General features: G+C 71.3%; 25 protein-coding genes and 1 tRNA gene. 12 read left to right on the forward strand and 14 right to left on the reverse strand.

The window, feature by feature from the left end:
- Positions 1–75: 75 nt before the first annotated feature.
- From ACQPZK_RS30660 to ACQPZK_RS30670, 3 genes are all read left to right on the forward strand, one after another.
- Positions 76–594 (forward strand): SigE family RNA polymerase sigma factor, encoded by a 519-nt coding sequence (locus ACQPZK_RS30660; RefSeq protein ID WP_433536197.1) that lies wholly within the window; start codon positions 76–78, stop codon positions 592–594.
- A complete protein-coding gene (locus ACQPZK_RS30665) occupies positions 591–1,502 on the forward strand; it encodes a hypothetical protein (RefSeq protein ID WP_433536198.1) in 912 nt (303 codons plus the stop codon). Before ACQPZK_RS30660 ends, ACQPZK_RS30665 begins: the two co-directional genes overlap by 4 nt.
- A 208-nt stretch (positions 1,503–1,710) precedes the next feature.
- A complete protein-coding gene (locus ACQPZK_RS30670; RefSeq protein ID WP_433536199.1) occupies positions 1,711–2,493 on the forward strand; it encodes an IucA/IucC family C-terminal-domain containing protein in 783 nt (260 codons plus the stop codon).
- A gap of 19 nt (positions 2,494–2,512) precedes the next feature.
- On the opposite strand, the gene ACQPZK_RS30675 is transcribed toward ACQPZK_RS30670, so the two are convergent.
- Complete coding sequence (locus ACQPZK_RS30675; RefSeq protein WP_433536200.1) at positions 2,513–4,342, reverse strand: hypothetical protein; 1,830 nt, start codon at positions 4,340–4,342, stop codon at positions 2,513–2,515.
- A gap of 213 nt (positions 4,343–4,555) precedes the next feature.
- On the opposite strand from ACQPZK_RS30675, the gene ACQPZK_RS30680 reads away from it, so the two are divergent.
- Positions 4,556–5,266 carry a class I SAM-dependent methyltransferase gene (locus ACQPZK_RS30680; RefSeq protein WP_433536201.1) on the forward strand — a complete coding sequence of 237 codons (711 nt, stop codon included), beginning with the start codon at positions 4,556–4,558 and terminating at the stop codon, positions 5,264–5,266.
- A gap of 123 nt (positions 5,267–5,389) precedes the next feature.
- On the opposite strand, the gene ACQPZK_RS30685 is transcribed toward ACQPZK_RS30680, so the two are convergent.
- Complete coding sequence (locus ACQPZK_RS30685; RefSeq protein WP_433536202.1) at positions 5,390–5,932, reverse strand: YbhB/YbcL family Raf kinase inhibitor-like protein; 543 nt, start codon at positions 5,930–5,932, stop codon at positions 5,390–5,392.
- A 143-nt stretch (positions 5,933–6,075) separates the two neighbouring features.
- On the opposite strand from ACQPZK_RS30685, the gene ACQPZK_RS30690 reads away from it, so the two are divergent.
- The 4 genes from ACQPZK_RS30690 (at position 6,076) to ACQPZK_RS30705 (ending at position 8,558) form a co-directional block, all read left to right on the forward strand.
- Entirely contained in the window at positions 6,076–6,231 is a 156-nt protein-coding gene (locus ACQPZK_RS30690) for a hypothetical protein (protein ID WP_433536203.1), read from the forward strand.
- Positions 6,232–6,303: 72 nt separating this feature from the next.
- Positions 6,304–7,476, forward strand: a complete 1,173-nt coding sequence (locus tag ACQPZK_RS30695; protein ID WP_433536204.1) for a low temperature requirement protein A — start codon at positions 6,304–6,306, stop codon at positions 7,474–7,476.
- Between the two features lie 36 nt (positions 7,477–7,512).
- A complete protein-coding gene (locus ACQPZK_RS30700; RefSeq protein ID WP_433536205.1) occupies positions 7,513–8,019 on the forward strand; it encodes a helix-turn-helix domain-containing protein in 507 nt (168 codons plus the stop codon).
- A complete protein-coding gene (locus ACQPZK_RS30705; RefSeq protein ID WP_433536206.1) occupies positions 8,016–8,558 on the forward strand; it encodes a DUF6036 family nucleotidyltransferase in 543 nt (180 codons plus the stop codon). The genes ACQPZK_RS30700 and ACQPZK_RS30705 overlap by 4 nt, the downstream gene beginning before the upstream one ends.
- 18 nt (positions 8,559–8,576) lie before the next feature.
- Here ACQPZK_RS30705 and ACQPZK_RS30710 read toward each other — a convergent pair.
- A tRNA-Ser gene (locus ACQPZK_RS30710) sits at positions 8,577–8,663 on the reverse strand.
- A 317-nt stretch (positions 8,664–8,980) separates the two neighbouring features.
- Between ACQPZK_RS30710 and ACQPZK_RS30715 the strand changes: the two genes are divergently transcribed.
- Positions 8,981–9,958 carry an NAD(P)H-quinone oxidoreductase gene (locus ACQPZK_RS30715; protein WP_433536207.1) on the forward strand — a complete coding sequence of 326 codons (978 nt, stop codon included), beginning with the start codon at positions 8,981–8,983 and terminating at the stop codon, positions 9,956–9,958.
- Here the strand turns inward: ACQPZK_RS30715 and soxR are convergent.
- Both soxR and ACQPZK_RS30725 read right to left on the reverse strand, forming a co-directional pair.
- Entirely contained in the window at positions 9,941–10,396 is a 456-nt protein-coding gene (gene soxR, locus ACQPZK_RS30720; RefSeq protein ID WP_433536208.1) for a redox-sensitive transcriptional activator SoxR, read from the reverse strand. The two genes, ACQPZK_RS30715 and soxR, sit on opposite strands and share 18 nt — an antisense overlap.
- Positions 10,397–10,444: 48 nt before the next feature.
- Entirely contained in the window at positions 10,445–11,152 is a 708-nt protein-coding gene (locus tag ACQPZK_RS30725) for a glycosyltransferase family 2 protein (RefSeq protein WP_433536209.1), read from the reverse strand.
- A gap of 124 nt (positions 11,153–11,276) precedes the next feature.
- Between ACQPZK_RS30725 and ACQPZK_RS30730 the strand changes: the two genes are divergently transcribed.
- On the forward strand, positions 11,277–13,532 hold the full coding sequence (locus tag ACQPZK_RS30730; protein WP_433536210.1) for a hypothetical protein: 2,256 nt from the start codon (positions 11,277–11,279) through the stop codon (positions 13,530–13,532).
- Between the two features lie 54 nt (positions 13,533–13,586).
- Here ACQPZK_RS30730 and ACQPZK_RS30735 read toward each other — a convergent pair whose 3' ends face one another.
- From ACQPZK_RS30735 to ACQPZK_RS30760, 6 genes are all read right to left on the reverse strand, one after another.
- Entirely contained in the window at positions 13,587–14,180 is a 594-nt protein-coding gene (locus ACQPZK_RS30735; RefSeq protein ID WP_433536211.1) for a hypothetical protein, read from the reverse strand.
- Positions 14,181–14,236: 56 nt separating this feature from the next.
- Positions 14,237–15,667 carry a histidine kinase dimerization/phospho-acceptor domain-containing protein gene (locus ACQPZK_RS30740; protein ID WP_433539370.1) on the reverse strand — a complete coding sequence of 477 codons (1,431 nt, stop codon included), beginning with the start codon at positions 15,665–15,667 and terminating at the stop codon, positions 14,237–14,239.
- A gap of 28 nt (positions 15,668–15,695) precedes the next feature.
- A complete protein-coding gene (locus ACQPZK_RS30745; protein WP_433536212.1) occupies positions 15,696–16,388 on the reverse strand; it encodes a response regulator transcription factor in 693 nt (230 codons plus the stop codon).
- A gap of 78 nt (positions 16,389–16,466) precedes the next feature.
- A complete protein-coding gene (locus ACQPZK_RS30750) occupies positions 16,467–16,982 on the reverse strand; it encodes a hypothetical protein (protein ID WP_433536213.1) in 516 nt (171 codons plus the stop codon).
- Between the two features lie 112 nt (positions 16,983–17,094).
- Positions 17,095–18,108 carry an aminoglycoside phosphotransferase family protein gene (locus ACQPZK_RS30755; RefSeq protein WP_433536214.1) on the reverse strand — a complete coding sequence of 338 codons (1,014 nt, stop codon included), beginning with the start codon at positions 18,106–18,108 and terminating at the stop codon, positions 17,095–17,097.
- A gap of 55 nt (positions 18,109–18,163) precedes the next feature.
- The gene (locus ACQPZK_RS30760; protein WP_433536215.1) at positions 18,164–19,336 is read right to left on the reverse strand and encodes a thiolase family protein; all 1,173 of its coding nucleotides are present in this window, start codon (positions 19,334–19,336) and stop codon (positions 18,164–18,166) included.
- 80 nt (positions 19,337–19,416) lie between these two features.
- Between ACQPZK_RS30760 and ACQPZK_RS30765 the strand changes: the two genes are divergently transcribed.
- The gene (locus tag ACQPZK_RS30765) at positions 19,417–19,845 is read left to right on the forward strand and encodes a PH domain-containing protein (RefSeq protein WP_433536216.1); all 429 of its coding nucleotides are present in this window, start codon (positions 19,417–19,419) and stop codon (positions 19,843–19,845) included.
- Here ACQPZK_RS30765 and ACQPZK_RS30770 read toward each other — a convergent pair.
- Both ACQPZK_RS30770 and ACQPZK_RS30775 read right to left on the reverse strand, forming a co-directional pair.
- Positions 19,838–20,749, reverse strand: coding sequence for a rhomboid family intramembrane serine protease (locus ACQPZK_RS30770; RefSeq protein WP_433536217.1), 912 nt, complete (start codon positions 20,747–20,749; stop codon positions 19,838–19,840). The two genes, ACQPZK_RS30765 and ACQPZK_RS30770, sit on opposite strands and share 8 nt — an antisense overlap.
- A 100-nt stretch (positions 20,750–20,849) precedes the next feature.
- Positions 20,850–21,380, reverse strand: coding sequence for a peptidylprolyl isomerase (locus ACQPZK_RS30775; protein WP_422737443.1), 531 nt, complete (start codon positions 21,378–21,380; stop codon positions 20,850–20,852).
- Between the two features lie 84 nt (positions 21,381–21,464).
- On the opposite strand from ACQPZK_RS30775, the gene ACQPZK_RS30780 reads away from it, so the two are divergent.
- Complete coding sequence (locus tag ACQPZK_RS30780; RefSeq protein WP_433536218.1) at positions 21,465–22,232, forward strand: hypothetical protein; 768 nt, start codon at positions 21,465–21,467, stop codon at positions 22,230–22,232.
- Positions 22,233–22,324: 92 nt separating this feature from the next.
- On the opposite strand, the gene corA is transcribed toward ACQPZK_RS30780, so the two are convergent.
- Entirely contained in the window at positions 22,325–23,473 is a 1,149-nt protein-coding gene (gene corA / locus ACQPZK_RS30785; protein WP_433536219.1) for a magnesium/cobalt transporter CorA, read from the reverse strand.
- Between the last annotated feature and the right edge of the window lie 155 nt (positions 23,474–23,628).

Raw genomic sequence — 23,628 nt, forward strand, 5'->3', positions numbered from 1 at the left:
GCGAACCCGTGGATACCGGGTGTGACGGTGGCCGGCGGTGGCAACCCCCGCCGGACGGTCGGAGTCCTTATCCCCGTGAGAGTTGATCCGAGTTTCGACAGCTTCGTCGAACAGCGGTCGGCGGCGCTCCTGCGGCTCGCGTACCTCCTCACCGGGGACCGGGGCCACGCCGAGGATCTGCTGCAGACGGCGCTGCTGCGCACGATGCGTCGCTGGTCGAAGGCCCGCGAGGCGCCCGAGCCGTACGTCCGGCAGGTCATGGTCAACCTGTCCCGGGACCGGATCAGGGACCTGTTGCGACGCCCGCGTGAGACGGCGCTGCCGGACAACCCCGACGCGTTCCGTTCCACCGACTCCGGGTTCGACGGCGTCGGGGAGCGGCAGACGGTCGCCAGGGCGCTCGCCCAACTTCCCGTGCGGCAGCGACAGGTGATCGTGCTCCGCTACTTCGAAGACCTCTCCATCGAGCAGACGGCGGAGCTGATCGGCTGCTCGATCGGAACGGTCAAGTCGTACACCTCCCGCGCGCTGGCGCGGCTGCGCGAACTACTCGGCGACCTTCACGAAACCGAAGAGGCAAGGACCCTGCGATGACCGCTCTGAACGACGAACAGCTGGGCCGCCTGCTGGGCGACCGGCTCCACGAGGAGATGCACACGATGACCGCACCAGCGGATCTCACCGAGACCCTGCACCGTAGGAACCGCAGTCGTACCCGGGCGTTGGGCTTCGCCGCCGTCCTGCCGGTGATCGTCGCCGTGGCCGTGGGCGCCTCGCTGGCGTTCGCTCCCGGAGGCACCGGAGGCGGTGGCGCCACGGCGGAGACGCCGGAGATGCTCACCGTCGGCTACGTCGCCGAGCGAACGGCCACCGCCCTGAGCGGACTCCCCGGGTACGTCCAGCACGAGACCGCCAAGCACGTGGGCCGCGACGGCAAGCCGGCGAGCATGATCGAGCTCTGGGCCGACCCCACGACCAAGCGTGAGCGGCAGGACAACAAGATCTTCTACGGCGACGTCCGCTCGTACACCCTCGCGCTGGACGGCTCCACCGTCGTCGAGTTGAACCATGACAAGAAGAAGTGGTGGACCTACCCGGTCACCTCGCTCGCGCCCGCCAACACCGACCAGGTCCAACACCTACCGCCGTCGCTCAACCCCGGGGACCTCAAGCGCGCGGTGGACAGCGGGAAGGTGACGCTCGTCGGGAAGGAGCGGCTGAACGGCAGGCAGACCGTGCACCTGCAGTGGCTGGGCGGCCCGGACAGCGCCCTGGACGCGGCGAAGACCGCCGAGGAGTCCATGCAGATCTGGGTCGACGCGGAGTCCTACCTGCCGGTCCGGGTGGTCAACAAGTTGTTCACCGGCACCACCACCAGTGACTACGAGTGGTTGCCACGCAGCAAGGACAACCTGGCGAAGGTGACCGTCTCGCCGCCGGCCGACTACCGGAAGCTGCCCTGCACGCCCACCCCGGCCAAGGACTGCGGCTTGAACGACTAGGTCGCGTTTACGAGGCCCCGGATCGCGGTACGCGGTCCGGGGCCTCTCCCGGTGTCCGGATCCGGCAGCGCCTGTCGCTCGGATTACAGACGCTCGCGTATACCGGTGAGCTTGGTTAGGCTAGCCTTAGCTCAGGACGGCAGCTGGTCGTCCGCCGGGGTGCACTCCTCGGCCACTCGGACGGGGGACGGCTCAGGTGACTGCGGTGATGCCGAGGCGGGACGTGACCGCCACGCCGCTCGCCCCCGTCACCGTCGCGCTGCGGACCATGTTCGGCACCGACGACCTCCCCGGGCTCGCCCGAGGCCTGCTGGTCGACGACGAGATCGGCTGGGCGCCCGCCACGACCCTGATCGACGGCACCCGCCTGCCGGAGCTGCTGCGCGCGGCGAGCGTCCGCTGGGGCGGCACCCCGCACGCCTGCGCCGCACTGGCCTGGAAGTCGTACAGCTACTGGGCGGCACTGCCGGTCGTACTCGGTTGGGCCTCGGCCCGCCGGGTGCCGCTACTCCACCCGTCCGACGTCCTGATCCACTTCGAGGACCACCGGCCCCTGATCACGCTGGGCCTGCGCCGCAGCGCCACCGTGGCGGTGCTGCCGAGCGATCCGCTGGCGCTGTCCGGCCTGCCCGAGGTACGCGTCGTCGCGGGTGAGGCGGAGTTGCTCGCCGAGCTTCGGGCCACCCTGCTCGACGCCCACCTGGCGCCGCTGATCGCGGCGATCCAGGCGGAGGTGCGGGTGGGCACCCGGACGCTGCTCGGCTCGGTCGCCTCCGGCATCGCGCACGGCGTCCTACGCGCCGCGGACGCGCTGCCCGGCTCGACCGTGCAGAGCATCGACACCCTGCTCGGCGCGCTCGACCTGGCCGATCTGGTCGAGCTGGTCCCCGGCCCGGCCGGCGAGCCGACAGTTCAGCGCCGCACCTGCTGCCTGGCCTTCACGCTGCCCAGCCCCAAGGTCTGCCAGGGCTGCTGCGTCCGCCAGGGCTGATCCGGGCGCGTCCGGGCCCTCAATCGGTCAGCGGTCGGACGTCCCACACCCAGACGCCCCCGGCGAAGGTCGGCTGGATACCGGTCAACTCGGTCATACCGCGGCGCAGCTCCATCTCGTGCTCGTGCGGTCCGAGGATCACCACGCCGGCCCGCCAGTAGCGCAAGTCGTCGACCGCCCTGACCCGGCTCTGCGGGGTGATCGGGGGCACCGCGCCGGTACGGCGGATGGTCGCGAAGAAGCTGCTGGTGGGCCGGGGCGGCGCGGTGAACAGGGCGACCTTCGGCGGCTCCGCGCTCGGGCGGGTGTCCGGTCCGAGGAAGTAGCCCCGGGCCAGCGGCATGTCGAGCCGGGTGACGGCGGACCAGCGCAGCGGCTCCGCGTAGGTGGTGTCCGGCAGGGGCAGGGTGACCACACTGCGCCCACCGGCCACGTACGGCCGCCAGGCCCCACTGGTCACGAAGGTGGGGACCGGATCCAGCTGGACCACCGGCAGCGGGGTGGGCAGGATCGGCAGCAGGGCCATCGTCAGCACGGTCGCGGTGGCGAAGCGGATCTGCGGTCGGGCGGCCGGACGCGCGCGGGCCAACTCGCGGGCGCGCTCGGCGCCGTAGGCGAGCAGCACCCCGATGATGGGGGTGATCGCCAGCGCCCACCGGGTCGGCACCACCGAATGCAGGATGGGCAGGTTCTCCAGTGCCGCCCAGGGTCCCGGCACTCCGGTGCCACGATTGTTGAAGCGGATCTCCCGCCCGAGCGAGAGCACCGCGAAGAGCAGCCCGAGCCCGGCCAGCGCGAGCACCACCGCCGACCGCCGCAGCCACCAGACGAGAGCGACCACCAGCACGAGCAGCGACCAACCGAAGAAGCTGTTCTCCTCGGTCGGGTTCTTGGCCAGGCCGGCGGCGGTACGCGGGCTGCCGGCCAGCGACTCCCGGGAGTACGCCACGAACGAGGCCAGGTCACTGGAGTAACCGCGGATCAGGCTGGACAGCCCGGAGTAGGCGCCCGGTCCGAAGAACTGCACGTACAGCGGATACGCGAGCAGCACACCGGCGACCACGGCGGCGACCGCCAGGCCGGCTAGAAATCCTCGGGTCCGTGACCGCAGGGCGGGGCGAGCGAGGGCCAGCGCGCCGACGACCACGCCGAGCCCGATCGCGGTCATCAGCAGGATCTCCAGGTTGAGGAACGCCTGCCAGACGATCACCAGGGCGAGCAGCACACCGTTCCACAGCCAGCGGCCGGGGTCGGCGAGTCGCAGCGTACGCCAGATGATCAGTGGGACGACGAACTGCGACACGATGTTCGGGTGCCCGTTGGCGTGCGACACCATGGCCGGCGCGAACGCACAGAAGGCGGCGCCCAGCCAGGCCGGCCCCCGGCTGCCGACCAGGACGCGGGAGAGCAGGAAGTACCAGGCCGTGGCGGTGGCGATCATTCCGAGAGTAAGAAAGAGCAGGAATGACGCACGTGGGCCAAACAGCAGGGTAATCGGCGTCATTGGCAATGAAATGGATAATACGGACGTATTTGCCACGAGGTTGACGCCGTCGGGCACGTTCATCTGGTCCGAGTGGAACGGATACGCGAATTGCGTCACCACCCGCGCACCGTGCGCCATCATCCATTCGAACTGCGACTGGTCCGAGCGGTTGTCCCGCACGCCACTGCCCGAGTCCCACCACAGACGCCCGGTGACCCAGAAGCCGAGCACCACGAAGCTCAGCACGGCGGCCAGATCGGTCCACTTCCCGTTGCGGCGCAACCGATCGCCGTCGCCGGGCTCCTCCACCCGCGAGGCGGTGGACGGACCGTCGCCGGGAGCGTCCGATTCGGGAGTAGTCATGACAATTCATAGGGTAGTCAGCCTATGACGGTGCCGTGACATGTTTCGAGGTACTGCCGTACTATGTGCCGGGTTCGCCGACCGCCGATCACGTGCCCACCCCCCGACCCCGCAATTCGGCCGACAGCTCCCCCGATTCCTCTGCCATCCAAGCGGATGATTCACTCTGTCGGTCCAGGCACGGGTCGAGTTCATATCGTGAGGAATCGACGCATGGCAGAAATCACTGGGGACCAGCGCGTCCAGTCCGAGGTGCTTGAGGGCCTGGCGATGGCCGTCAACCACCGTCGCTGGTTCGTCGAGCTGGCGGTGCCGTACCTCGGTGACGACCCGATCGAGATCGGTAGCGGCCTCGGCGACTACGCGTTGGAATGGTCGGAGCGCCTACCCCGGTTCACCGCGACGGAGGCCGATCCCGACCGACTCGTGCAGCTCAAGGAGCGGCTCGCCGAGCAGCCGGGGGTCGACGTCCGGCAGATGCTGCTGCCGCACAACGATCGGGGAAACTACAGCGCCGCGGTCTCGTACAACGTGCTGGAGCACATCGAGGACCACGTGGGCGCGCTACAGAGCATGCGCGACCTGGTCCGACCCGGCGGCGCCGTGATCATCATCGTGCCGGCGTTCCAGTTCGCCATGAGCCCGGCCGACATCGCCACCGGCCACGTCCGGCGCTACACGAAGAAGACGCTCGGTGCGGCGATGACCGAGGCCGGCCTGACGGTGGAGAAGATCCACTACGCGAACGCGCTCGGGTTGATCGGCTACTTCATGGCCACCAAGGTCTTCCGGCTCATGCCGAAGGAGGGCCCCATGGTCAAGGTGTACGACACCCTGGTCCTCCCCGCCACCAAGGCCGCCGAACAGCTCGTCCACCCCCCGTTCGGCCAGTCCGTCTTCGCCGTAGCCCGAGTCCCGGCCTGATTTTCGTCGATCTTGCACTTTCTGTTGCCGACACGTCCCTTGTGCGGGGATATGTGAGCGCAGAAAGTGCAAGATCGACGCGGAGGGGGGAGGACGGGGACGGGGGACGGGGAGGGTCGGGGGTTACTCCTTGATCTGGTACGTGGGGCGGATCACCGCTCGTGCCAGGGTGTGGAAGGTCAGGTTGAAGCCTACGTAGGCGGGGCTTGCGTCAGGGGTCAGCTCCAGGCGGTCTACGTCCAGGGCGTGTACTGCGAAGACGTACCGGTGGGGGCGGTCACCGGGAGGCGGCGCCGCGCCTCCGTACCCCTGCTCGCCGTAGTCGTTGCGGACGGAGAACGCGCCGCCGAGATCGGTGCCCGCCGCGCCCCCGGCGCCGGTGGGCAGCTGCGTGACGTCGACCGGCACGTTCACCAGCAGCCAGTGCCAGAAGCCGCTGCCGGTCGGCGCGTCCGGGTCGTAGCAGGTGACGGTGAAGCTCTTGGTCTCGGCGGGGAAGTCCGACCAGGTGAGCTGCGGCGAGACGTTCTCACCGCCGGTGCTGCCGTGCGCGTGCCGGACGTCCATCGGCTCGCCGTTCTGCACGTCGTCACTGGTCAGCGTGAACGAAGGGACGGTCGGCAGTAGCTCGTACGGGTCCGGGGCGATCGGTCGTTCCAGGGTCATCGGGACGCGTCCTTCCGGAGTGGGCAGATACCTGCCTCTTCATACCCCTTTCCACGGCGTGGAACGACCGATTGGTAGGGGTGTGCCGGATCACGGACGCGGGCTAGGGTGAGGCCCCTGAAGCGTTCCACGGGGGGAATTTCTTGCTCAGCATCTGGCGGGACTTTGTGGTCGCCGTCGTCGGCGTCCTGCGCAAACCGGACGAGCAGGCGCTCGCCGAGGAGCGTCGACGTGCCGTCGAACGGCTCGCCGACACGACGATCCGCGAGGCCCGGCGGGACGAGCCCGAGGGCACGTAGCCGCAGACCCGCGGGGGTGACCGGAGGGCCAGGCGCGGGACCGCCGCTGGCGCGGGCCGTGAAGATGACCTGATGGCGCGGCCAGTGGTCACGGCGGAGACGCACCGACCGACCTTGTTCGAGGTCTTCTTCGACCTGGTACTCGTGTTCGGGCTCATCCGGGTCACCACGTTCATGAGCGAACGGCCCGCGCCGGTGACCCTGGTGCAGGGACTGCTCGTCCTCATGCTGCTGTGGAACTCCTGGTTGGTCTACGCCTGGCTGGGCAACTCCGTCCGCATCGACGTCGGGCCGATCTGCGCCGGCGTGACCGCGGCGATGGGGGCCATCTTCCTCATCGCGCTGGTCATCCCGGAGGTCTGGGAGACCGGCCCGGGTACGGCGATGCCGCGGCTGATCCTGGTGCTGGCGTACATCGTGGTGCGGACGACCCAGTTCATCCTCTTCCACTGGGTGGCCTCGGACGATCCCCGGATGCTGCGGACCGTCCGGCTCTACTCCCTCACCACCGCGCTGTCCTGGATCCCGCTCGTCCTCGGCGCGCTGTTCGGGGGCACTCCGCAGATCCTGCTCTGGGCGGCGGCGCTCGTCGTCGACATGGGCGGTGGAGTGCTCGCCCTGCGGCTGAGCGGGTGGCCGGTCCGTAGCCCCGGCCACTTCGTGGAGCGGCACGGACTGGTCCTGATCATCGCGCTCGGCGAGTCCCTCATCTCGGTCGGCGCGGGAGTCGGGACCCAGATGATCCAGGGGCGGACGCTCCTGGCCGGGCTGCTCACCCTCAGCGTGACGGGCTGCCTGTACTGGCTGTACTTCGCGAGCGCCGGGAACGCCGGCCGAGCACTCACGACGCGGTCCGGGCTGCGGCGCGGGTTCGTGGCCGGCAACGCGTACAGCGTCGCCCACCTGCCCCTGCTCGCCGGGACCATCTACGTGGCGCTGGGGGTCGAAGAGGTGCTGGCCGAGCTGGGGCACGGCACGCTGGGATGGATCCCGGCCACCGCGCTGTTCGGTGGAACCGCCCTGTACCTCGGGGGCCGGGCGACCTTCCTCGCCCTCAGCATCCGGTGCGTACGACCCGAGCAGTTCCTCGCGCCCGGCGTCACGCTGCTGTTGCTCCCCGTCGGCCGACACCTGCCGGCTCTGGCCGCCCTCGGCCTGCTGACCGCGTTCCTCGCCGCCCTACTCGGCTACGAGGCGTGGACCAGCCGAACGAGCCGGCGTGACCAGCGGAATGCGATCAAATGATTTGTGTTTTTAGCGCTTGTGGCGCATGCTCCACACATGGCGACGACGGGTGACGACCTCCTGACCACAGGTCAGGTGGCCAAGCTGCTGGGAACATCGCGCCAGCAGGTGGTCAACCTGTGCGAGCGTGGCGAACTACCGTTCGTGAAGGTCGGCGCGCATCGGAGGATCAGGCGAGAACATGTTGAGGCGCTGCTGCGCCCCAAGCCGGAACTGACTCGTGATCAGCTCAAGTCGCTGTGGCTGCACCAGGCGATAGCGGGGAGTTTGGTCACCGACCCGGACGCGGTGATGAACAAAGCCAGGGAGAATCTCGATCGACTCCTGCGGCAGCACCGGGGGACCATGGCCGAAGTCTGGCTCAAGCGCTGGCAGGACAAAATCAACGAAGGTGTGGGTGCCGTCCTCAAGACGCTGACCTCCGACGATCCGGAAGCTGTGGAACTGCGACAGAACTCGCCCTTCGCCGGGGTCCTGTCGCAGCCACAGCGCGCGAAGGTTCTCAACTCCTTCACGCGCAGCGGCTGGGGGCGAGTGGCGTGAGACGCGAGCAACTGGAGCATGTCCTGCGGTCCGCGTGCCAGATCGTCGGAGACCGGGACGTTCTCGTCATCGGCAGCCAGTCGGTGCTGGGGGCAATCCCGGAGAGCAGACTCCCCCTCGAGGCCACCGCCTCGATGGAGGTCGACGTGGCATTCTTCGACGACCCCGACGACCGGAAGGCTGACCAGGTCGACGGTGCCATCGGCGAGCTGTCGCTGTTCCACGAGACGAACGGCTACTACGCCCAGGGCGTGAGCGTGTCGACGGCGAGGCTGCCCGATGGCTGGCGGGATCGGCTGGTCCTGGTGGAGTCTCAGAGCACCCACCCGGGGCGGGGCTACACGCTCGAACCTCACGACTGTGTCGTGTCCAAGCTCGTAGCCGGCAGGGATAAGGACCACGCCTTCGCCGATGCGCTGATCCGGGCCGGGCTCGTCGATCCAGCAGTGGTCGCCGAGCGGATCGAGATGGTTGACGTGCATCCGTTGGTGCTGAAGCGGCTGAGGGACTGGATCGCCAGTTACCTGCCAGCGACCTGACGGCGGCAAGGCATCTTGCGGAGGGTGTGGGATTCGAACCCACGAAGACATCGCTGCCTTACCGGTTTTCAAGACCAGCGCCATCGGCCACTAGGCGAACCCTCCCGGACCGGCACCCGAGGGTGCGCGGCCGTGAACAGTCTGCCACGGCTCCCGGCGGCGGGCTCGCCGTCCCTCCCCGAAAAGCGCCGGCCAGGCGGCAGCCCGAGCGTCCACTGTGGCGCTGATCGACTCGGCTTCCCTGAAACCGGGGCATCGCGCGCGTCGGGATGCCCCGGTTTCGCGGAAGTCGAGTTGACCACGCCCGCGGACCGCCCGGGATGCTGGAAGCCGAGTTGATCAAGCCGGCCACGGCCTGACCAAGACCGCACGCCGCGAGGGGTGCGCCTGCGGCGCGGGGCGCGGCGGGTGAGACTGGGGGCATGCGAGCCATCACCGTTCCGCAGCCCGGTGGACCCGACGCGCTGGTCTGGGCCGAGGTCCCCGATCCCGAGCCCGGCCCGGGCGAGGTGATCGTCCGGGTGCGGGCCAGCGGGATCAACCGTGCCGACCTGCTGCAACGGCAGGGGCACTATCCGCCGCCGCCGGGCGCGCCCCCGTACCTCGGTCTGGAGTGTTCCGGGGTGATCGACGAGGTCGGCCCGGAGGTGACCGGGTGGTCCGTCGGCCAGGAGGTCTGTGCTCTGCTGGCGGGCGGCGGGTACGCGGAGCGCGTCGCGGTGCCCGCCGGTCAGCTGCTGCCCGTACCGGCCGGCGTCGACCTGGTCGACGCCGCGGCGCTGCCCGAGGTGGCCTGCACGGTCTGGTCGAACGTGGTGGGCGTGGGCCGGCTCGTAGCGGGCGACACGCTGCTGGTGCACGGCGGGGGCAGTGGGATCGGCACGTTCGCAATCCAGTTCGGGGCGGCGCTCGGCGCCACGGTCCTGGCGACCGCCCGCACGACGAAGCACGCCCGGCTGCGCGAGTTGGGCGCTGCGCACACGATCGACTACGGGGAGCAGGACTTCGTCGAGGAGGTCGACAAGGCCACCGACGGTCACGGCGCGGACGTCATCCTCGACATCATCGGCGCGTCCTATCTGGGGCGGAACGTGGCAGCGCTCGCCACCGGCGGCCGGCTCGTGGTGATCGGGATGCAGGGTGGCCGCAAGGCCGAGTTGGATCTCGGGGCGTTGCTGGCCAAGCGGGCCAGCGTGTCGGCTACCGCGCTGCGCTCCCGGCCGCTGGCGGAGAAGGCGGCGATCGTCCGGGGCGTACGCGATGAGGTGTGGCCGTTGGTCGCGGCCGGCGCGGTCCGCCCGGTGGTGGACCGGCGGCTGCCGATGGCCGAGGCGGCCGAGGCGCACCGGCTGGTCGAGGCGAGCGACCACGTCGGGAAGGTACTACTCACCCTCGGGTGAGGCGGGCGGCAGCATGAGGCGGGCGCCGGGGCCCTGTGCGGCGAGGGTGTCGCCCGGGTTGTAGAGCATGCAGCGTTGCATCGACAGGCAGCCGCAGCCGATGCAGCCGTCGAGGTCGTCGCGGAGCTTGGTGAGCAGTCGGATCTTCTCGTCCAGCCGGCCGCGCCAGCTCGCGGAGAGACGTTCCCAGTCCTGCGGGCTGGGGGTCCGGCCTCCGGGCAGCGATTCCAGCGCCTCGCGGATCTCGTCGAGGGAGACGCCGACCTGCTGGGAGATCCGGATGAAGGCGACCCGCCGGAGTTCGGCGCGGGCGTAGCGGCGCTGGTTGCCGCCGGTGCGGTCGGCGCGGATCAGGCCGAGGCGCTCGTAGTAGCGCAGCGCGGACGGCGCCACGCCGGAGCGTACGGACAGCTCACCGATCGTCAACGCGTCCTGCATCACCGCATCCTTGAGTTGAAGTGGACTTCAACTCAAGGTTACCGGCGATCAGCGCGCGGACGAGACCGCCGGCCGGCGACGGGCGCGCTCACGACCGAGGATCCAGATCGCCTCGACGCCGTCCTTCCAGGTGATCTTCTTGCCCTCTTCGCGGCCACGGGCCCGGTAGCTGATCGGCACCTCGTACGGGCGGATCCGGCGGCGCAGCAGCTTGCCGGTCACCTCGGCCTCCATGCCGAAGCCCCGCGAGCGCACCTCCAACGACCGGTAGAGCTCCACCGGCATCAGCTTGAAGCAGGTCTCCAGGTCACCGATGTACGAGTTGAAGAGGACATTCGCCGCCATCGTGACGCCCTTGTTGCCCATCACGTACCAGAAGCTGTACGCGCTGTGGCTGCCGAACGTGCGATTGCCGTAGACGACCGTCGCCCGCCCGTCGAGCACCGGGTCGAGCAGCTTTGGGATGTCCTGCGGGTCGTACTCCAGATCGGCGTCCAGGATGACCATGTAGTCGCCCTCGGCGCTGTCCACCGCCGTCTTGATGGCCGCGCCCTTGCCCGCGTTGCGCTGATGGGTGATCACCCGCAGGCGCGCGTCGTCGGCGCGACCGAGGACCTCGCCGGTGCCGTCACGGCTGCCGTCGTCGACCACGACCAGCTCGATCTCGCAGGGGTAGTCCACCGCCAATGCCTGCTTGAGGGCATCCGCGATGCGTTCTTCCTCGTTGTAGACCGGCATGAGGATCGAGAGCTTCACGGGAATCTCCACGGTGGCGACAACACGTCGGGCATAGCCTAGCCTGGCTGGTCAGCCCAACGGTGGCCGCCACCGTCGGACAGCCGGCGTGGCGGTTTCAGCCCAATGGTGTTTACTTCCCGCCATGTCGGCTGCCGGCTCCCTGCTCGCGGTGCTCCCCGCCGCCTCGGTGCTCCTGCTCACGATCGCGTCGAAGCCGCACGGGACGGCCGCGCTGGCCCCGTCCCGGCTCGCCGCGGTACGCGCCGCGCTGCTCACCGGCGCGTACGCGGTGCTCGTCGTCGAAGTGCTCGGCGCGTTGCACGCGCTGACCCGGCCGGCGTTCGCCGTCGCCTGGCTGCTCTTTCTCCTCGCCGCCGCGACGGCGGTCGCTCTGCGCCGGCGGCGCGACGCCCCGGCCGCCCGCCCGACCACCGCCACGCCGAGGCCGGTGCCGGTGGGCGCGGCGGTGACCGCCGGCACAACCTCGGACACACCCACCCCGGCCGTCGGGGACGGCCCGGTGGGCGGGCGCGCGGCCGCACCGGTCCAGCCAGATGGAGTACGCGCCAGACTGCTCGCCCGGGCGACCGAGAGTTGGCGTACGGCGGGTCGGGGCGAGCGGCTGCTCGCCGGCGGCATCGGCGGCCTGGTGCTGCTGGAACTGCTGATCGCACTGCTGGCCGAGCCGAACAACTTCGACTCGCAGACGTACCACCTGCCAAAGGTCGAGCACTGGGTGGCCCAGGGTGACCTCGACTTCTGGCCCACGGCCATCCACCGGCAGGTGACCATCCCGCCCGGCGCCGAGTACCTGCTGCTGCACCTGCGCCTGCTGACCGGCGGCGACGCGCTGCACAACCTGGTGCAGTGGGCCGCCGGGGTGCTCTGCCTACTGGTGGCCGCCCGGATCACCGCGCAGCTCGGCGGCGGCCGCCGAGCCCAGTTGATCACCGCGTTCGTGCTGGCCAGCACCCCGATGGTCGCGCTACAGGCGACCAGCACGCAGACCGACCTGGTCTGCGCGGCGTGGGTGGCGTGCGCGGCGACCCTCGCGTTTGACGGTCTGCGCCGGCGGACCGGCTGGGGAACCGTGCTCGGCCTGGGAGCCGCCACCGGGTTGACCGCCGTGACCAAGACCAGTGGCCTGATCGCGGTGGGTCCGCTGCTGGTGCTCTGGGGTCTGGCCCAGCTCCGGCTGGCCCTGACAGCTCGGTCATCAGCGGCTGAACCGGCGGGTCGGGCGGCGAATATCGGACCGGCGGGTCGGGCACCGAGCGTCGGGGCGTCGGCCTCTCGGGTGCGGCCGGTGTTCCGGGTCGTCACCGGCTCGGTGCTGATCCTGGCGGTGGCGGCGCTGGTCGTCGGCCCGTTCCTGGCCCGGGTGACGGCCGAGTTCGGGCACCCGTTGGGCCCGCCCCGGCTGCGCGAGTCGATCCCGATGGAACGGCACGACCCGGCCTCGATCCTGGTCAACGCGCTGCGCATCGGGCACACGGCGTTCGACACTCCGATCGCGCCGCTGCGGACCGCCGGCGCGGACGCGATCATCGGCGGCGCGGAGGCGATCGGCGTCGACCCACAGGACCGGGCCATCACCTTCGGCCGGGAGGTGTTCCCGGTGCCGGCCTGGTACCCGGACGAGGATCGGGTGGCGTTCCCGATCGCCGGGTCGCTGGCGTTGCTCGGCGCGCTGGTCGCCCTCGTCCGCCCTCGCCGGATCGATCCGGCGCAGGCCGGGCCGCTGCGGGCGTACGCCGTGGTGGTGCTGGCCGCCGTGCTGCTGCACACCTCGATGATCAAGTGGCAGCCGTGGGGCAACCGGCTGATCCTCTACGCCCTGGTGCTCGCCGTCCCGCTCGCCGGCCGGTGGCTGGACGCGGTCCTGCGTCGTGGCGACGACCAGGCGACGAACCCCGCCGGACCGGGTCGGGGGCGACGCTCGGTGGCCGCCGTGGCGGTCGTCGTCGTGCTGGCCACCTCGGCGTTGGCCGGGGTGCTCGCACTCTCGTACGGCTTTCCGCGTCGGCTCGTCGGCTCGGGCTCGGTCTTCACGACCTCGGACTGGGACACCCGGTTCCTGCGCCGTCCCGAGTGGGCCGACGAGTTCCGGTGGGCCGCGGCGGCGGTCCGCGACAGCGGCGCGCGCCGGATCGGGCTGGTCGAGCGGAACGACGACTGGGAGTACCCGTGGTGGCTGCTGCTGCGCCGGGCGGACGGCCGCTCGCCGGAGCTGGTGTCGTTGCAGTCGGTCCTGCCGGAGCGCCCACCGGCCGACCCGGCCTCCGTGGACGCGATCGTCTGCACCGGCAGCCAGCCGACCTGCGCGAAGCTCGTCCCGGCCGGGTGGCGGTTGGAGTTCCGCGACTACGTCGGGTACGCCCTGCCCCCTGGCCGCTGAGACGACGGCAGGCGAGGGCCCCGCACGTACGACGTGCGGGGCCCTTCTCGTCGCCTACTTGACGCGCGGGATGAGGACGAGCCGGGCGACGCCCTTGTCGCCGTCCTTGGCGCCGGCGACTCCGACCGTCGTGCCGACCTTCACCTCGCTGGGCTGCACCGTCGCCCGCTTCTCGACGACACGCAGGTCGTCGCCGAAGGTCCAGGTCATCGTGAAACCGTCGGTGGACTTGACGGTCATCGAGTCACCGTCGACGGCGGTCACCGCGCCGCGCTGCACGACGACGGTCTGCGTACCGTTCTCCTTGGTCTGCACCACCGCCTCGCCGTGCAGGGTGTTCTTACGCAGCAGCACGCGGGCCTGGCGACGCTTGCGCCACTCCTCGCCGCGCTTCGGCTTGCCCTTCTCGGCCGCCGTGGGGGAGGGCTCGGGCGTCGCCGGAGCGGCGACGGTCTGCACGTCCAGGTCGGCGGCGTCGAAGCCCATCGCGGTCAGCGCCTGACCCTCCACACCCATCGCGGCGGCGACCTCGACCGCCGCGTCCCGCGCGGGCTGGCTGGCCACCTCGGCCGCCCCGCACCCGCTGACGCCGAGCGCCACCGCAGCGAACAGTGCCGTGGTGCCGGTGACGAATCCCCAACGTGGCATGACTCTCCCTCTCGTCCGTGGAGCCCTCAGCCTTCCCGCAAAGGACGAGCGGACCGTCAGGCCGATGTTCGGGTCCGGTAAGGATCGCCGGGCAGCCGGACCGTGAAGGCAGCCCCACCCTCGGGCGCGTGACCCGCGACGATCTCCCCGCCGAGCCGGCGCACCAGCCCGGCGGCCAGCGCCAGCCCGAGGCCGCTGCCCACCTTGCGCACCCCCCGGTACCGCTCGTGCAGCGCCCCGCGCTCGAACGCCACCGCCAGGTCGTCGTCGGTGAAGCCCGGCCCGCCGTCACGGACCTCCAGCACACCGCCGGCCGCCGGGTCCGCACCGACCGGCCGGACCGCGAGCACCACGGGCGCACCCGGGGGTACGACCCGCAGCGCGTTCTCCAGCAGCCCGTCCAGCACCTGCCGGATCCGACCCGGATCGGTGTACGCGGACACCGGCCCACCGGGCGTCTCCAGTCGGAACGGCACACCGACCGCCGCGCACCGGCCGGACCAGGTCGGCTCCGCGTCGACGGCCAGTCGGGTCAGGTCGACGGGTACCGGCTCCAACGGGAAGTCGGCGGCCTCCAACCGGGCCAGCGCCAGCAGGTCGCCGATCAGTCGGTCGAGGTGCTGGGCCTCGGCCAGCATGGTCCGGCCGGTGTCGGCGCTGCCGTTCGCGTCGATGACCCCGTCGGCCAGCGCCTCGGCGTAACCCCGGATCGCGGTCAGCGGGGTGCGCAGCTCGTGCGAGACGGACAGCAGGAACTCGCGCTGCCGACCCTCGCTGGTGGTCAGCGCCGCGGCCAGGCCGTTCAGCGCCTCGGCCAGGTCGGCGACCTCGTCCGGCGGCTCGACCGGCACCCGTACGGCGCGGTCCCCGGCGCGCAGCCGGGCGGCGGCGGTGGCCGCGACGCGGATCGGCCGGGCCAACCGGCGGGCCAGCAGGAGACCGGCCACGACACCGGCGGCCAGCCCGGCCAGCAGCGGCAGCCACAGGCTGAGCAGCACCTGCGCCCACAGCCCGTTCGACGTGGAGCGGGAGAGCACCACCCCGTTGCCGCCGGGCAGCGCCCGACCCTCCACCAGCGCGCGGTGGCCGTTGACCGGCCGGCGCGCCGACACGTTGCGGCCCTGCCCGATCCGCTGCACCACGCGCGGCGGCAGACCCGGCCGGTCGGCGGCGCCGCGCCGGATCAGGTATGCGTCAATGCCCTGGTCACGGAGTTGCTGGATGAGCCGCTCCTCGTCGGCGGCACGTCCCCGGTCCAGCCGCGTCCGCAGTACCTCGGCGGCGAGCCGTGCCTGCGCCGCGAGGGCGTCCTGGTCGCGTCGCTCCGCGCCCCGGATCGCCAGCGGCACGGCGACGATCGCCGTGACGAGCACCGACACCAGCGCCACCGCGCAGGTGACCAGCACCGCGCGGGCGGTCAGGGTCCGGCCGAACCGGCGACGCCGGGGTGCGGCCGACGGGCGGTCGCCGACCACCGGTAGCGCCATGGTCGGCGACTCGACGCGCGCCGGTTGCTCAGGCATCGACCGCGTACCCCACGCCGCGGTGGGTGCGGATGACGCTGGCCGGACCGAGCTTCGCGCGGACCTGGGCGACGTGCACGTCCACGGTCCGGGTGCCGGCGTGCGCGGCGTACCCCCAGACCCCGGCCAGCAACTCCTCGCGGGTGAAGACCCGCCCCGGCCGGGCCATGAGATGGGCCAGCAGGTCGAATTCGGTCGAGGTGAGCTGCACCGGTACGCCCCCGGCGGTGACCGTCCGGCGGGCCGGGTCGAGGGTCACCGGGCCGACGACGCGCGGGCGTTCCGCGCCCTCCGGGCCACCGGCGCTGCGGCGCAGCACGGCGCGTACCCGGGCGACCAGCTCGCGCGGGCTGAACGGTTTCGTCACGTAGTCGTCGGCGCCCAGTTCCAGCCCGACGATCCGGTCGACCTCGTCGTCGCGGGCGGTGAGGAAGATGACCGGCGTCCAGTCGCCGGCCTCGCGCAGCCGTCGGCAGATCTCGGTGCCCGGCAGACCGGGCAGGGCGATGTCCAGGACGCAGGCCACCGGGCGCAGCCGCTGGGCGGCGCTCAGGCCGGCCGCACCGTCGCGTTCGAGGTGCACGCCGAACCCGTCACGGCCCAGGTAGAGCCGTACCAGGTCGGCGATGGCCGGCTCGTCCTCGACCACGAGGACGAGCCCGCGCTGCGGCGGTTCCGAAGTCACCGGCCCATGATTGCCGACCCGGTGGCTTCACGCGATCGGTGCGTGTTCGGGTTCGGTAAAGGCGGGCGTCGTGCGACGTCAGCGCGCGACGGCGGGCCGGAACACGCTGGGTCGTACGGGCGGCGTGGGCGTGTCGCCGATGGTGGCCAGGACCCGTTCGCGGGGTGCCCGCAGACGGGTCCGGAAGGCGTGGTTGAGCAGCGCGTCGAGCTGCCACACCTGCTTCGGGTGGGCGGTACGGATGAGGAACCGCTCGCGGATCCCGTCGATCGCGGTGGCAGCCAGCTCGACCGAGTGCAGCCGCGGGTCGGGGCTCCACGTGACGTTGCTCAGCTCACGCAACTCGGTGTTGAGGTGCAGGCGCAGCCGGTGCAGCAGGCGGGTCTGCTGGGTCACCACCAGCCGGCGGTGGGTGAGCAGTAACAGGTAGTCGCCGGTGACCGGACGGTCGGGGCGGCTGCAACGCGTGACGAGGATGGTCGCGTCACCGGAGCCGACGCAGCGGCGGAACACCGGGATGTGCCGGCTCACGGTCTGCACGGCGAGGCCGGCCTCGGCGGCGGCCGGGAGGAACGTTCGGGAGAAGACGTCCATGACCTGCCCAACGACGTCCCCGGCGGGGTGACGTGGGTCACGGCGAATTTTTGGAAGTTCCACGTCAGCCCGTCGCACTGCCTGTCCGATTTCCGACCTGGACGGATGCCGGTCAGCTCTCGGGCTGGATCGGGGTGGCGGCGAACAGCTCGGCGAGCCACCCCGGAACCGCCTCGGCGTACTCGGCGCGGGCCGGGTCGGTCGTGTCCAGGGCCCGTCGCCAGGAGAGCGACCGGCTCACCGCGCCCAGGTTCATCGCCAGGTCGGCGGCCTCGACGAGGGTGCGGCGGTCGTAGCGGTCGGTCCACGCCTCCAGGTAGGCGTCCCGCAGCCGAACCAGGCCGGCGTCGTCCGCCGACAGCGCGGTGGCGTACCGGACGGAGCGCAGGGTCACCAGCAGCGTGCCGAACGGGTGCGCCACCGAGGCGTCGCCCCAGTCGAAGTAGCGGTATCCGGCCGGCCCGGCGAAGATGTTGCCGTCGTGCAGGTCGTCGTGCTGCACGGTCGCCTCGATGCCGAGGTCCGCGAGCCGGCGGCACCGCTGGGCGTACGCCGGCAGCTCCGCCCGCAACCGCTCGTACGTCTCGACGGTCAACCCGTCCTTGGCGCCGACGCGCAGCGACTCGGAATCGTCGAGCAGGTCGGCGAGCAGCCCGGCCAGCGCCTCCGGACGGTGGTCCGGAACGCCGAGGGCGACCAGTTCGTCGACGCGCGGCGCGGTGGCGAGTTGCAGCGCCGCGTATCCGGGCAGAGCCCGCTCCCAGTGCGTCAGGTCGGGGTCGTGGCCCAGCACGTCGCGCAGCGACTCCCCGCCGTCGGGGAGCAGCGACCAGCCCCGCTCCCGGTCCACACCGATCGGGGCCAGGACCCGCTCGGGCGTCAGCGCGGCCAGCGTCGCAATCAGGACCGCCTCGTGCGCCGTGCCGGGGTTGTTGGCCTTGAACCAGACCGGCCCGTCGTCGGTCGGCATCCGCCAGACCAGCGACCACGGCCGTACCCGGGACTCGACCGGCCCACTGACCCGCCGGCCGGCACCCGCGAGTTGCTCGTCGACCCAGGACCGGGCCTGCTGCTGCCACGCCTGATTGGACCAGTCGGAGGTACGCGCACCGGCGATCGTCGTCACGAGAGGCACCCTAGGCGGCGTGCCCGGACGTCGGCGAGAGCATTTCCGGGGCGGGTCAGACCAGCTCGACGATCGTCGCGTTGGCCATCCCGCCGCCCTCGCACATGGTCTGCAGGCCGTAGCGGATTCCGTTGTCCCGCATGTGCGCCAACATCGTCGTCATGATCCGCGCGCCGGAGCCACCGAGCGGGTGTCCGAGGGCGATCGCCCCGCCGCGCGGGTTCAGCCGCTCCGGGTCCGCCTCGGTCTCCGCCAGCCAGGCGAGCGGTACGGGGGCGAACGCCTCGTTCACCTCGTACACCCCGATCTCCTCGATGCCCAGCCCCGCGCGGCGCAGCGCCTTCGCGGTGGCCGGGATGGGCGCGGTGAGCATGGTGACCGGGTCGTCGGCGGCGACCACGGCGGTGTGGATGCGGGCCAGCGGGCGCAGGCCGTGCCGGCTGGCCCAGTCGGACGTGGTCACGGCGAGCGCGGCGGCGCCGTCCGAGATCTGCGACGCGGACCCGGCGGTGACCACGCCGTCGGTGCGGAACGGAGTGGGCAGCTCGGCGAGCCGGTCCAGCGAGGTGTCCCGACGGATGCCCTCGTCGGCCGCGAACGTGCTGCCGTCGTCGAGGGGTACCGCGGCCAGCTCCGGGTCGAACGCCCCGGCGTCCTGTGCGGCGGCGGCCTTCTCGTGGCTGGCGAGGGCGAACTCGTCGAGCTGCGTACGGGAGAAACGCCAGCGTCGCGCGATCAGCTCGGCGCCCACACCCTGGTTGAACGGCAACGGCGCGTCGTCGGCGAAGCCCTCCACGCCCCGGTAGCGGGCGCGGAGCTGGTCGCTGAACGGCAGGCCGTCCGCAACGCTGGAACCCATCGGCACCCGGGTCATCGACTCGACCCCGCCGGCGACCACCAGGTCGGCCTGACCGGAGAGCACGGTCGCGGCGGCGAAGTGCAGAGCCTGCTGACTGGAGCCGCACTGCCGGTCCAGCGTGGTGCCGGGCACCGCCTCCGGCCAACCGGCGGCGAGGACGGCGTTGCGGGCGATGTTCCACGACTGCTCGCCGACCTGGGACACGCAGCCCCAGAAGACGTCGTCGACCTGCGCCGGGTCCAGGCCGGTGCGCTCGGCGAGGGCGCGCAGCACGTGCGCCGACAGGTCGACCGGGTGGACACCGGCGAGACCGCCCTTGCGCCTCCCGACCGGGGTGCGTACCGCGCCGACGATGACCGCGTCACTCATGTTTACTCCCCGGTAACTTGCGCTGCCCCGATCCTACGTCGTCGGTGGACCGGCCGTCCGCCCCCGGGCATGCTGGGCGGATGGATGAGATCTCCACGGCGCGGCAGTGGCGGGTACCGACGAACCTGCCGGCGGCCAAGCTGGCCGGCGCGGTCCTGCTGATCGCCCTCGGCCTGCTGTTCGCCGACGGCGACCCGGTGCGGCTGGTCGTCGCCGGCGTGGCCGCCGCCGTGCTGGCCGTCTGGGCGGTACGCGACCTGGTGGCGCCGGTCCGGCTGACGGTCGACCCGACGGGGATCACCGTCATCCACGGCTTCGCCGGCCGGCGGCTGCTGCCCTGGTCGGCCGTCGAGGCGATCAGCGTGGACCGCCGGCAACGGCTGGGGTTGAGCGGCGAGATCCTGGAGATCGACGCGGGCGAGTCGCTGCACCTGTTCGGCAGGTACGACCTGGGAGCCACCCCGGAAGAGGTGGCCGGGGCGCTACGGGACGCCCGCCCGGTCAGCTGAGCAGTTGCGCGGTTCGGAAGACCACCGCGGCGAGCAGGATCAGCAGGATGATCGCGGTGCCGACGACCTGCACCAGGGAGCGCCGCTCCCGTGGCGCGTACGCGAGCACCGCCGCCATCGCCCCGCCGACCACCAGGCCACCGAGGTGTCCGGGGATCGAGATGCCGGGAACCGTCAGCGTGAACACCAGGTTGATCACCAGGATGGGCAGCACCTGGGAGACGTCCCGGCCGAGCTTGCGGCCGACGATGATCAACGCGGCGAACAGACCGAAGACGGCGGTGGAGGCGCCGGCGGTGGCCGCGTTCTGGGCGCTGAACAGGTAGGCCGCCACGTTTCCGCCAAGGCCGGCGATCAGATAGAGCGCGCCGAAGCGCAGCGGCCCGAGGTTGACCTCCAACGACCGGCCGAGAATCCACAGCGCCCACATGTTGAGCAGCAGGTGGATCACGCCATAGTGCAGGAACATCGCGGTGACCAGGCGGTACCACTGGCCCTCGGCGACGCCGCCGAGCGTCCCGTCGGGAAGGACCGCCAACCCGATCACCGAGCCCCAGTCGGTGAGCGGGGTGCCGCTGCCCATCAGCCCGCCGAGACCGGACCCGCCCACCAACGCGGTCCCGGACCGGGCGGAGGCGATGGAGAGCAGGAAGAACAACACGTTCAGAGCGATGAGCGCCTTGGTGACGTAGCCGTGCCGGCCGGCGGCACCGCCACCGAAGGCGGTACGCGCCGGCCGGACACTACGACGTCCCTCGTTGACGCACTCCGGGCACTGGTGCCCGACGGACGCCTCTCGCATGCACTCCGGACAGATCGGCCGGTCGCAGCGGGTGCACCGGATGTAGGTCTCCCGACCGGGGTGCCGGTAGCAGACCGGGGTGGTCGGCGGAGACTCGCTCACCGGGTCGACCCTCCGTCCGCCACCGCACGACGCACCGACGCCGGCCGGCGCGGTGCTCCGGAGCGCTCAATCATGCGAGCAAAGGTACCTCGCGGTTTCGTCAGGCAGCAGACCGCTCGATCTCGACCCGCTCGATGACGACGTCCTGCAGCGGACGGTCGCTCGGGCCGGTCGGGGTGTTCGCGATCGAGTCGACGACCTTCACCGACTCCTCGTCGGCGACCTGGCCGAAGATGGTGTGCCGGTTGTTGAGGTGCGGCGTCGGGGACACGGTGATGAAGAACTGCGAACCGTTGGTGCCCGGTCCGGCGTTCGCCATCGCCAGCAGGTACGGACGGTCGAAGCGCAGGTCCGGGTGGAACTCGTCGGCGAACTTGTAGCCCGGCCCGCCCCGGCCGGTGCCGGTCGGGTCGCCCATCTGGACCATGAAACCGCTGATCACACGGTGCGAGATGGTGCCGTCGTAGTACGGCCCGTTGCCCGGCTGGCCGGTGCGCGGGTCGGTGTACTCACGGTTGCCCTCGGCCAGGTCGACGAAGTTGCGGACGGTCTTCGGCGCGTGGTTCGGGAAGAGCTCCAGCCGGATCGGGCCAGCGTTGGTGTGCAGGGTGGCGTAGACAGCCTCGGCCACGGGTACTCCTCACTCGTTGGTCAGTTCCATGCGGATCCTCCCATGTGCCCGATCTGGCATCGCGGAGGCATCCGAAGGTGGAGGATGACGAAGGAACAACTCCCAGGAGGTAGGACCGTGTTTGGAATCGGGCGGCGTAAGTCCCAGGGCCAGCTCGCGAAGGCAGAGCTGAACCAGAGCATCAGCCACCTGATGCAGGCAGCCAACCACGCCGCCAAGGGCGCCGGCGCGTCGGTCGGCCCGCGGGTCCAGGCGGCCCGGGGTTACGTCGGACCGGCCGCGGTGAAGGTGCGCGACCGTGCGTCGACCGGTTGGGGAACGACACTCACCACGCTGGCACCGCTGGCCGCGGCGGCTCGTGACGGCGCCGCGCAGGCAGGGCCGCTGACCAGGAAGGCCAAGTCGAAGACCATGCGGATCACGGGGAAGAAGAAGCAGCCGCGCCGTCGCGGCTCGAAGATGACCGGCCTGCTGGCCGCGGGCGCCGTCGCCGGCCTGGTCGGCGCGGTCGCCCTGCGCCGCCGCCGCGAGCAGCAGGAGTGGGCCGAGTACGACCCGACCCACACCCTGGAGCCGATGCGCAGCGAGGTCGACTCGATCGAGGTGCGTACCCCGTCCGCGACCAAGGGGTCCGACGGGTCCGCCATCTCCGGAATGACCGGCGCGGGCAGCTCGGCGGTGGCCGGCGGCGACAGCGCCAGCACCACCGCTCCGGCCAAGCCGACCGCCATCCGCCCGACCGACAAGGTTCCGTCGGTCGCCGAGGGCGCCAAGGACGTGTCGGGACGCCCCACCGACGACCTCACCAAGGCGCTGGGCAAGGACACCGCCCGTACCAACGGCCGCCGCTGACCCCCCGGACAGCAGCGCGAACGAGCGCCGGCACGCGGGCTCACCCCCGTGCGCCGGCGCTCGGCGCGTGCGCTACGTCCGCCGCGCGTCGGTCAGAGCCAGCCGTTGCGGCGGAACCACCGGTAGAGGGCCAGCGAGACCCCGAGCATGAGGGCCAGGGCCACCGGATAGCCGTACGTCATCTTCAGCTCGGGCATGTTCTCGAAGTTCATGCCCTCGACACCGGCGATGGACGTCCAGACCGCGGCGATGGCCGCCCACGCGGCGATCTTGCGCATGTCGTTGTTCTGGTCGACGCTGACCTGGGCCAGCCGCGCCTGGAGGATCGAGTTCAGCAGATCGTCGTACGAGTTGACCTGCTCGACCGTGCGGCTCAGGTGGTCCTGCACGTCCCGGAAGTACTTGCGGATCTCCTTCGGCACGTCCCGGTTGACCTGGGAGGTCAGGTTCATCAGCGGCCGCTGCAACGGGACCACCGCGCGCTTGAACTCCACCAGCTCCCGCTTCATCTGGTAGATCCGCTGGATACGCCCGTGGCTGTTGCGGTCGAAGACCTCGGCCTCCAACTGGTCCAGGTCGTCCTCGAGCTGCTCGGCCACCTCCAGGTAGAGGTCGACCACCCGGTCGGTCACGCCGTACGCCACCGCCCACGGGCCCTGGAGCAGCAACTCCTGTTTGGTCTCGAGGTCCGCGCGGACCGGGGAGAGCCGGCAGGCGTCCCCGTGCCGGACGCTGATCAGGAAGTTCGGGCCGATGAAGAGCATCACCTGACCGGTCTCGACGACCTCGGAGGTCTCGGTCAGCTCGGTGTGCTCGCAGTAACGGGCGGTGCGCAGCACCAGGAAGCTCACCTCGCCGAAGCGCTCCAGCTTGGGCCGCTGCTCGGCCTTCACGGCGTCCTCGACGGCCAGCTCGTGCAGACCGTACGTCTCGGCGATGGCCGTCATCTCGGCCAGCTCGGGCTGGTGCAGCCCGATCCAGACGAAGCCGTGCTCCTCGCGGCGTGCGGCCTCCAGAGCCTCGGCGTACGTCCAGTCGCCGGGCTGCCGCTTGCCGTCGATGTAGAGCGCGCAGTCGACCACTCCGCTGCGCCCGCTGCCGGAGGGCGCCGGGGTGGGTGTCGAACCGTCGGCGTTGAGCATCCGGGTCATCGCCCGGACCGGGGACGGCCAGGCTCGGGGTCGCAGCACCCGAGATGTGTTCAGCGGCACCGTCCGGCCCCGCTCTGCCCGATCCGTCATCGCGACACCTCCCCGCGCTCGCCTGCGGCTTGCAGGCTACGCCGATGGTGGCCATCGGCAGGTGTGACGGCGGTCGCGGGTGCGGCGCCGGGCGGGCCGGGCCGCATCGGGGGGTGAAGGGACGACACGGCCCACCCGGCGCCCGTGGGGGCGGG

The organism is Micromonospora sp. CA-249363 (assembly GCF_050950185.1).
GTDB lineage: Bacteria > Actinomycetota > Actinomycetes > Mycobacteriales > Micromonosporaceae > Micromonospora.

Coding starts and splice junctions, on each gene's coding strand:
- ACQPZK_RS30680 (WP_433536201.1), top strand. CDS start 4,556: ATGGCAGAAATCACTGGGGACCAGCGCGTCCAGTCCGAGGTGCTTGAG.
- ACQPZK_RS30685 (WP_433536202.1), bottom strand. CDS start 5,932: ATGACCCTGGAACGACCGATCGCCCCGGACCCGTACGAGCTACTGCCG.
- ACQPZK_RS30740 (WP_433539370.1), bottom strand. CDS start 15,667: ATGGCGCTACCGGTGGTCGGCGACCGCCCGTCGGCCGCACCCCGGCGT.
- ACQPZK_RS30670 (WP_433536199.1), top strand. CDS start 1,711: ATGCCGAGGCGGGACGTGACCGCCACGCCGCTCGCCCCCGTCACCGTC.
- ACQPZK_RS30735 (WP_433536211.1), bottom strand. CDS start 14,180: ATGCCACGTTGGGGATTCGTCACCGGCACCACGGCACTGTTCGCTGCG.
- ACQPZK_RS30750 (WP_433536213.1), bottom strand. CDS start 16,982: ATGGACGTCTTCTCCCGAACGTTCCTCCCGGCCGCCGCCGAGGCCGGC.
- soxR (WP_433536208.1), bottom strand. CDS start 10,396: ATGCAGGACGCGTTGACGATCGGTGAGCTGTCCGTACGCTCCGGCGTG.
- ACQPZK_RS30780 (WP_433536218.1), top strand. CDS start 21,465: ATGACGAAGGAACAACTCCCAGGAGGTAGGACCGTGTTTGGAATCGGG.
- ACQPZK_RS30665 (WP_433536198.1), top strand. CDS start 591: ATGACCGCTCTGAACGACGAACAGCTGGGCCGCCTGCTGGGCGACCGG.
- ACQPZK_RS30700 (WP_433536205.1), top strand. CDS start 7,513: ATGGCGACGACGGGTGACGACCTCCTGACCACAGGTCAGGTGGCCAAG.
- ACQPZK_RS30760 (WP_433536215.1), bottom strand. CDS start 19,336: ATGAGTGACGCGGTCATCGTCGGCGCGGTACGCACCCCGGTCGGGAGG.
- ACQPZK_RS30675 (WP_433536200.1), bottom strand. CDS start 4,342: ATGACTACTCCCGAATCGGACGCTCCCGGCGACGGTCCGTCCACCGCC.
- ACQPZK_RS30730 (WP_433536210.1), top strand. CDS start 11,277: ATGTCGGCTGCCGGCTCCCTGCTCGCGGTGCTCCCCGCCGCCTCGGTG.
- ACQPZK_RS30765 (WP_433536216.1), top strand. CDS start 19,417: ATGGATGAGATCTCCACGGCGCGGCAGTGGCGGGTACCGACGAACCTG.
- ACQPZK_RS30695 (WP_433536204.1), top strand. CDS start 6,304: ATGGCGCGGCCAGTGGTCACGGCGGAGACGCACCGACCGACCTTGTTC.
- corA (WP_433536219.1), bottom strand. CDS start 23,473: ATGACGGATCGGGCAGAGCGGGGCCGGACGGTGCCGCTGAACACATCT.
- ACQPZK_RS30715 (WP_433536207.1), top strand. CDS start 8,981: ATGCGAGCCATCACCGTTCCGCAGCCCGGTGGACCCGACGCGCTGGTC.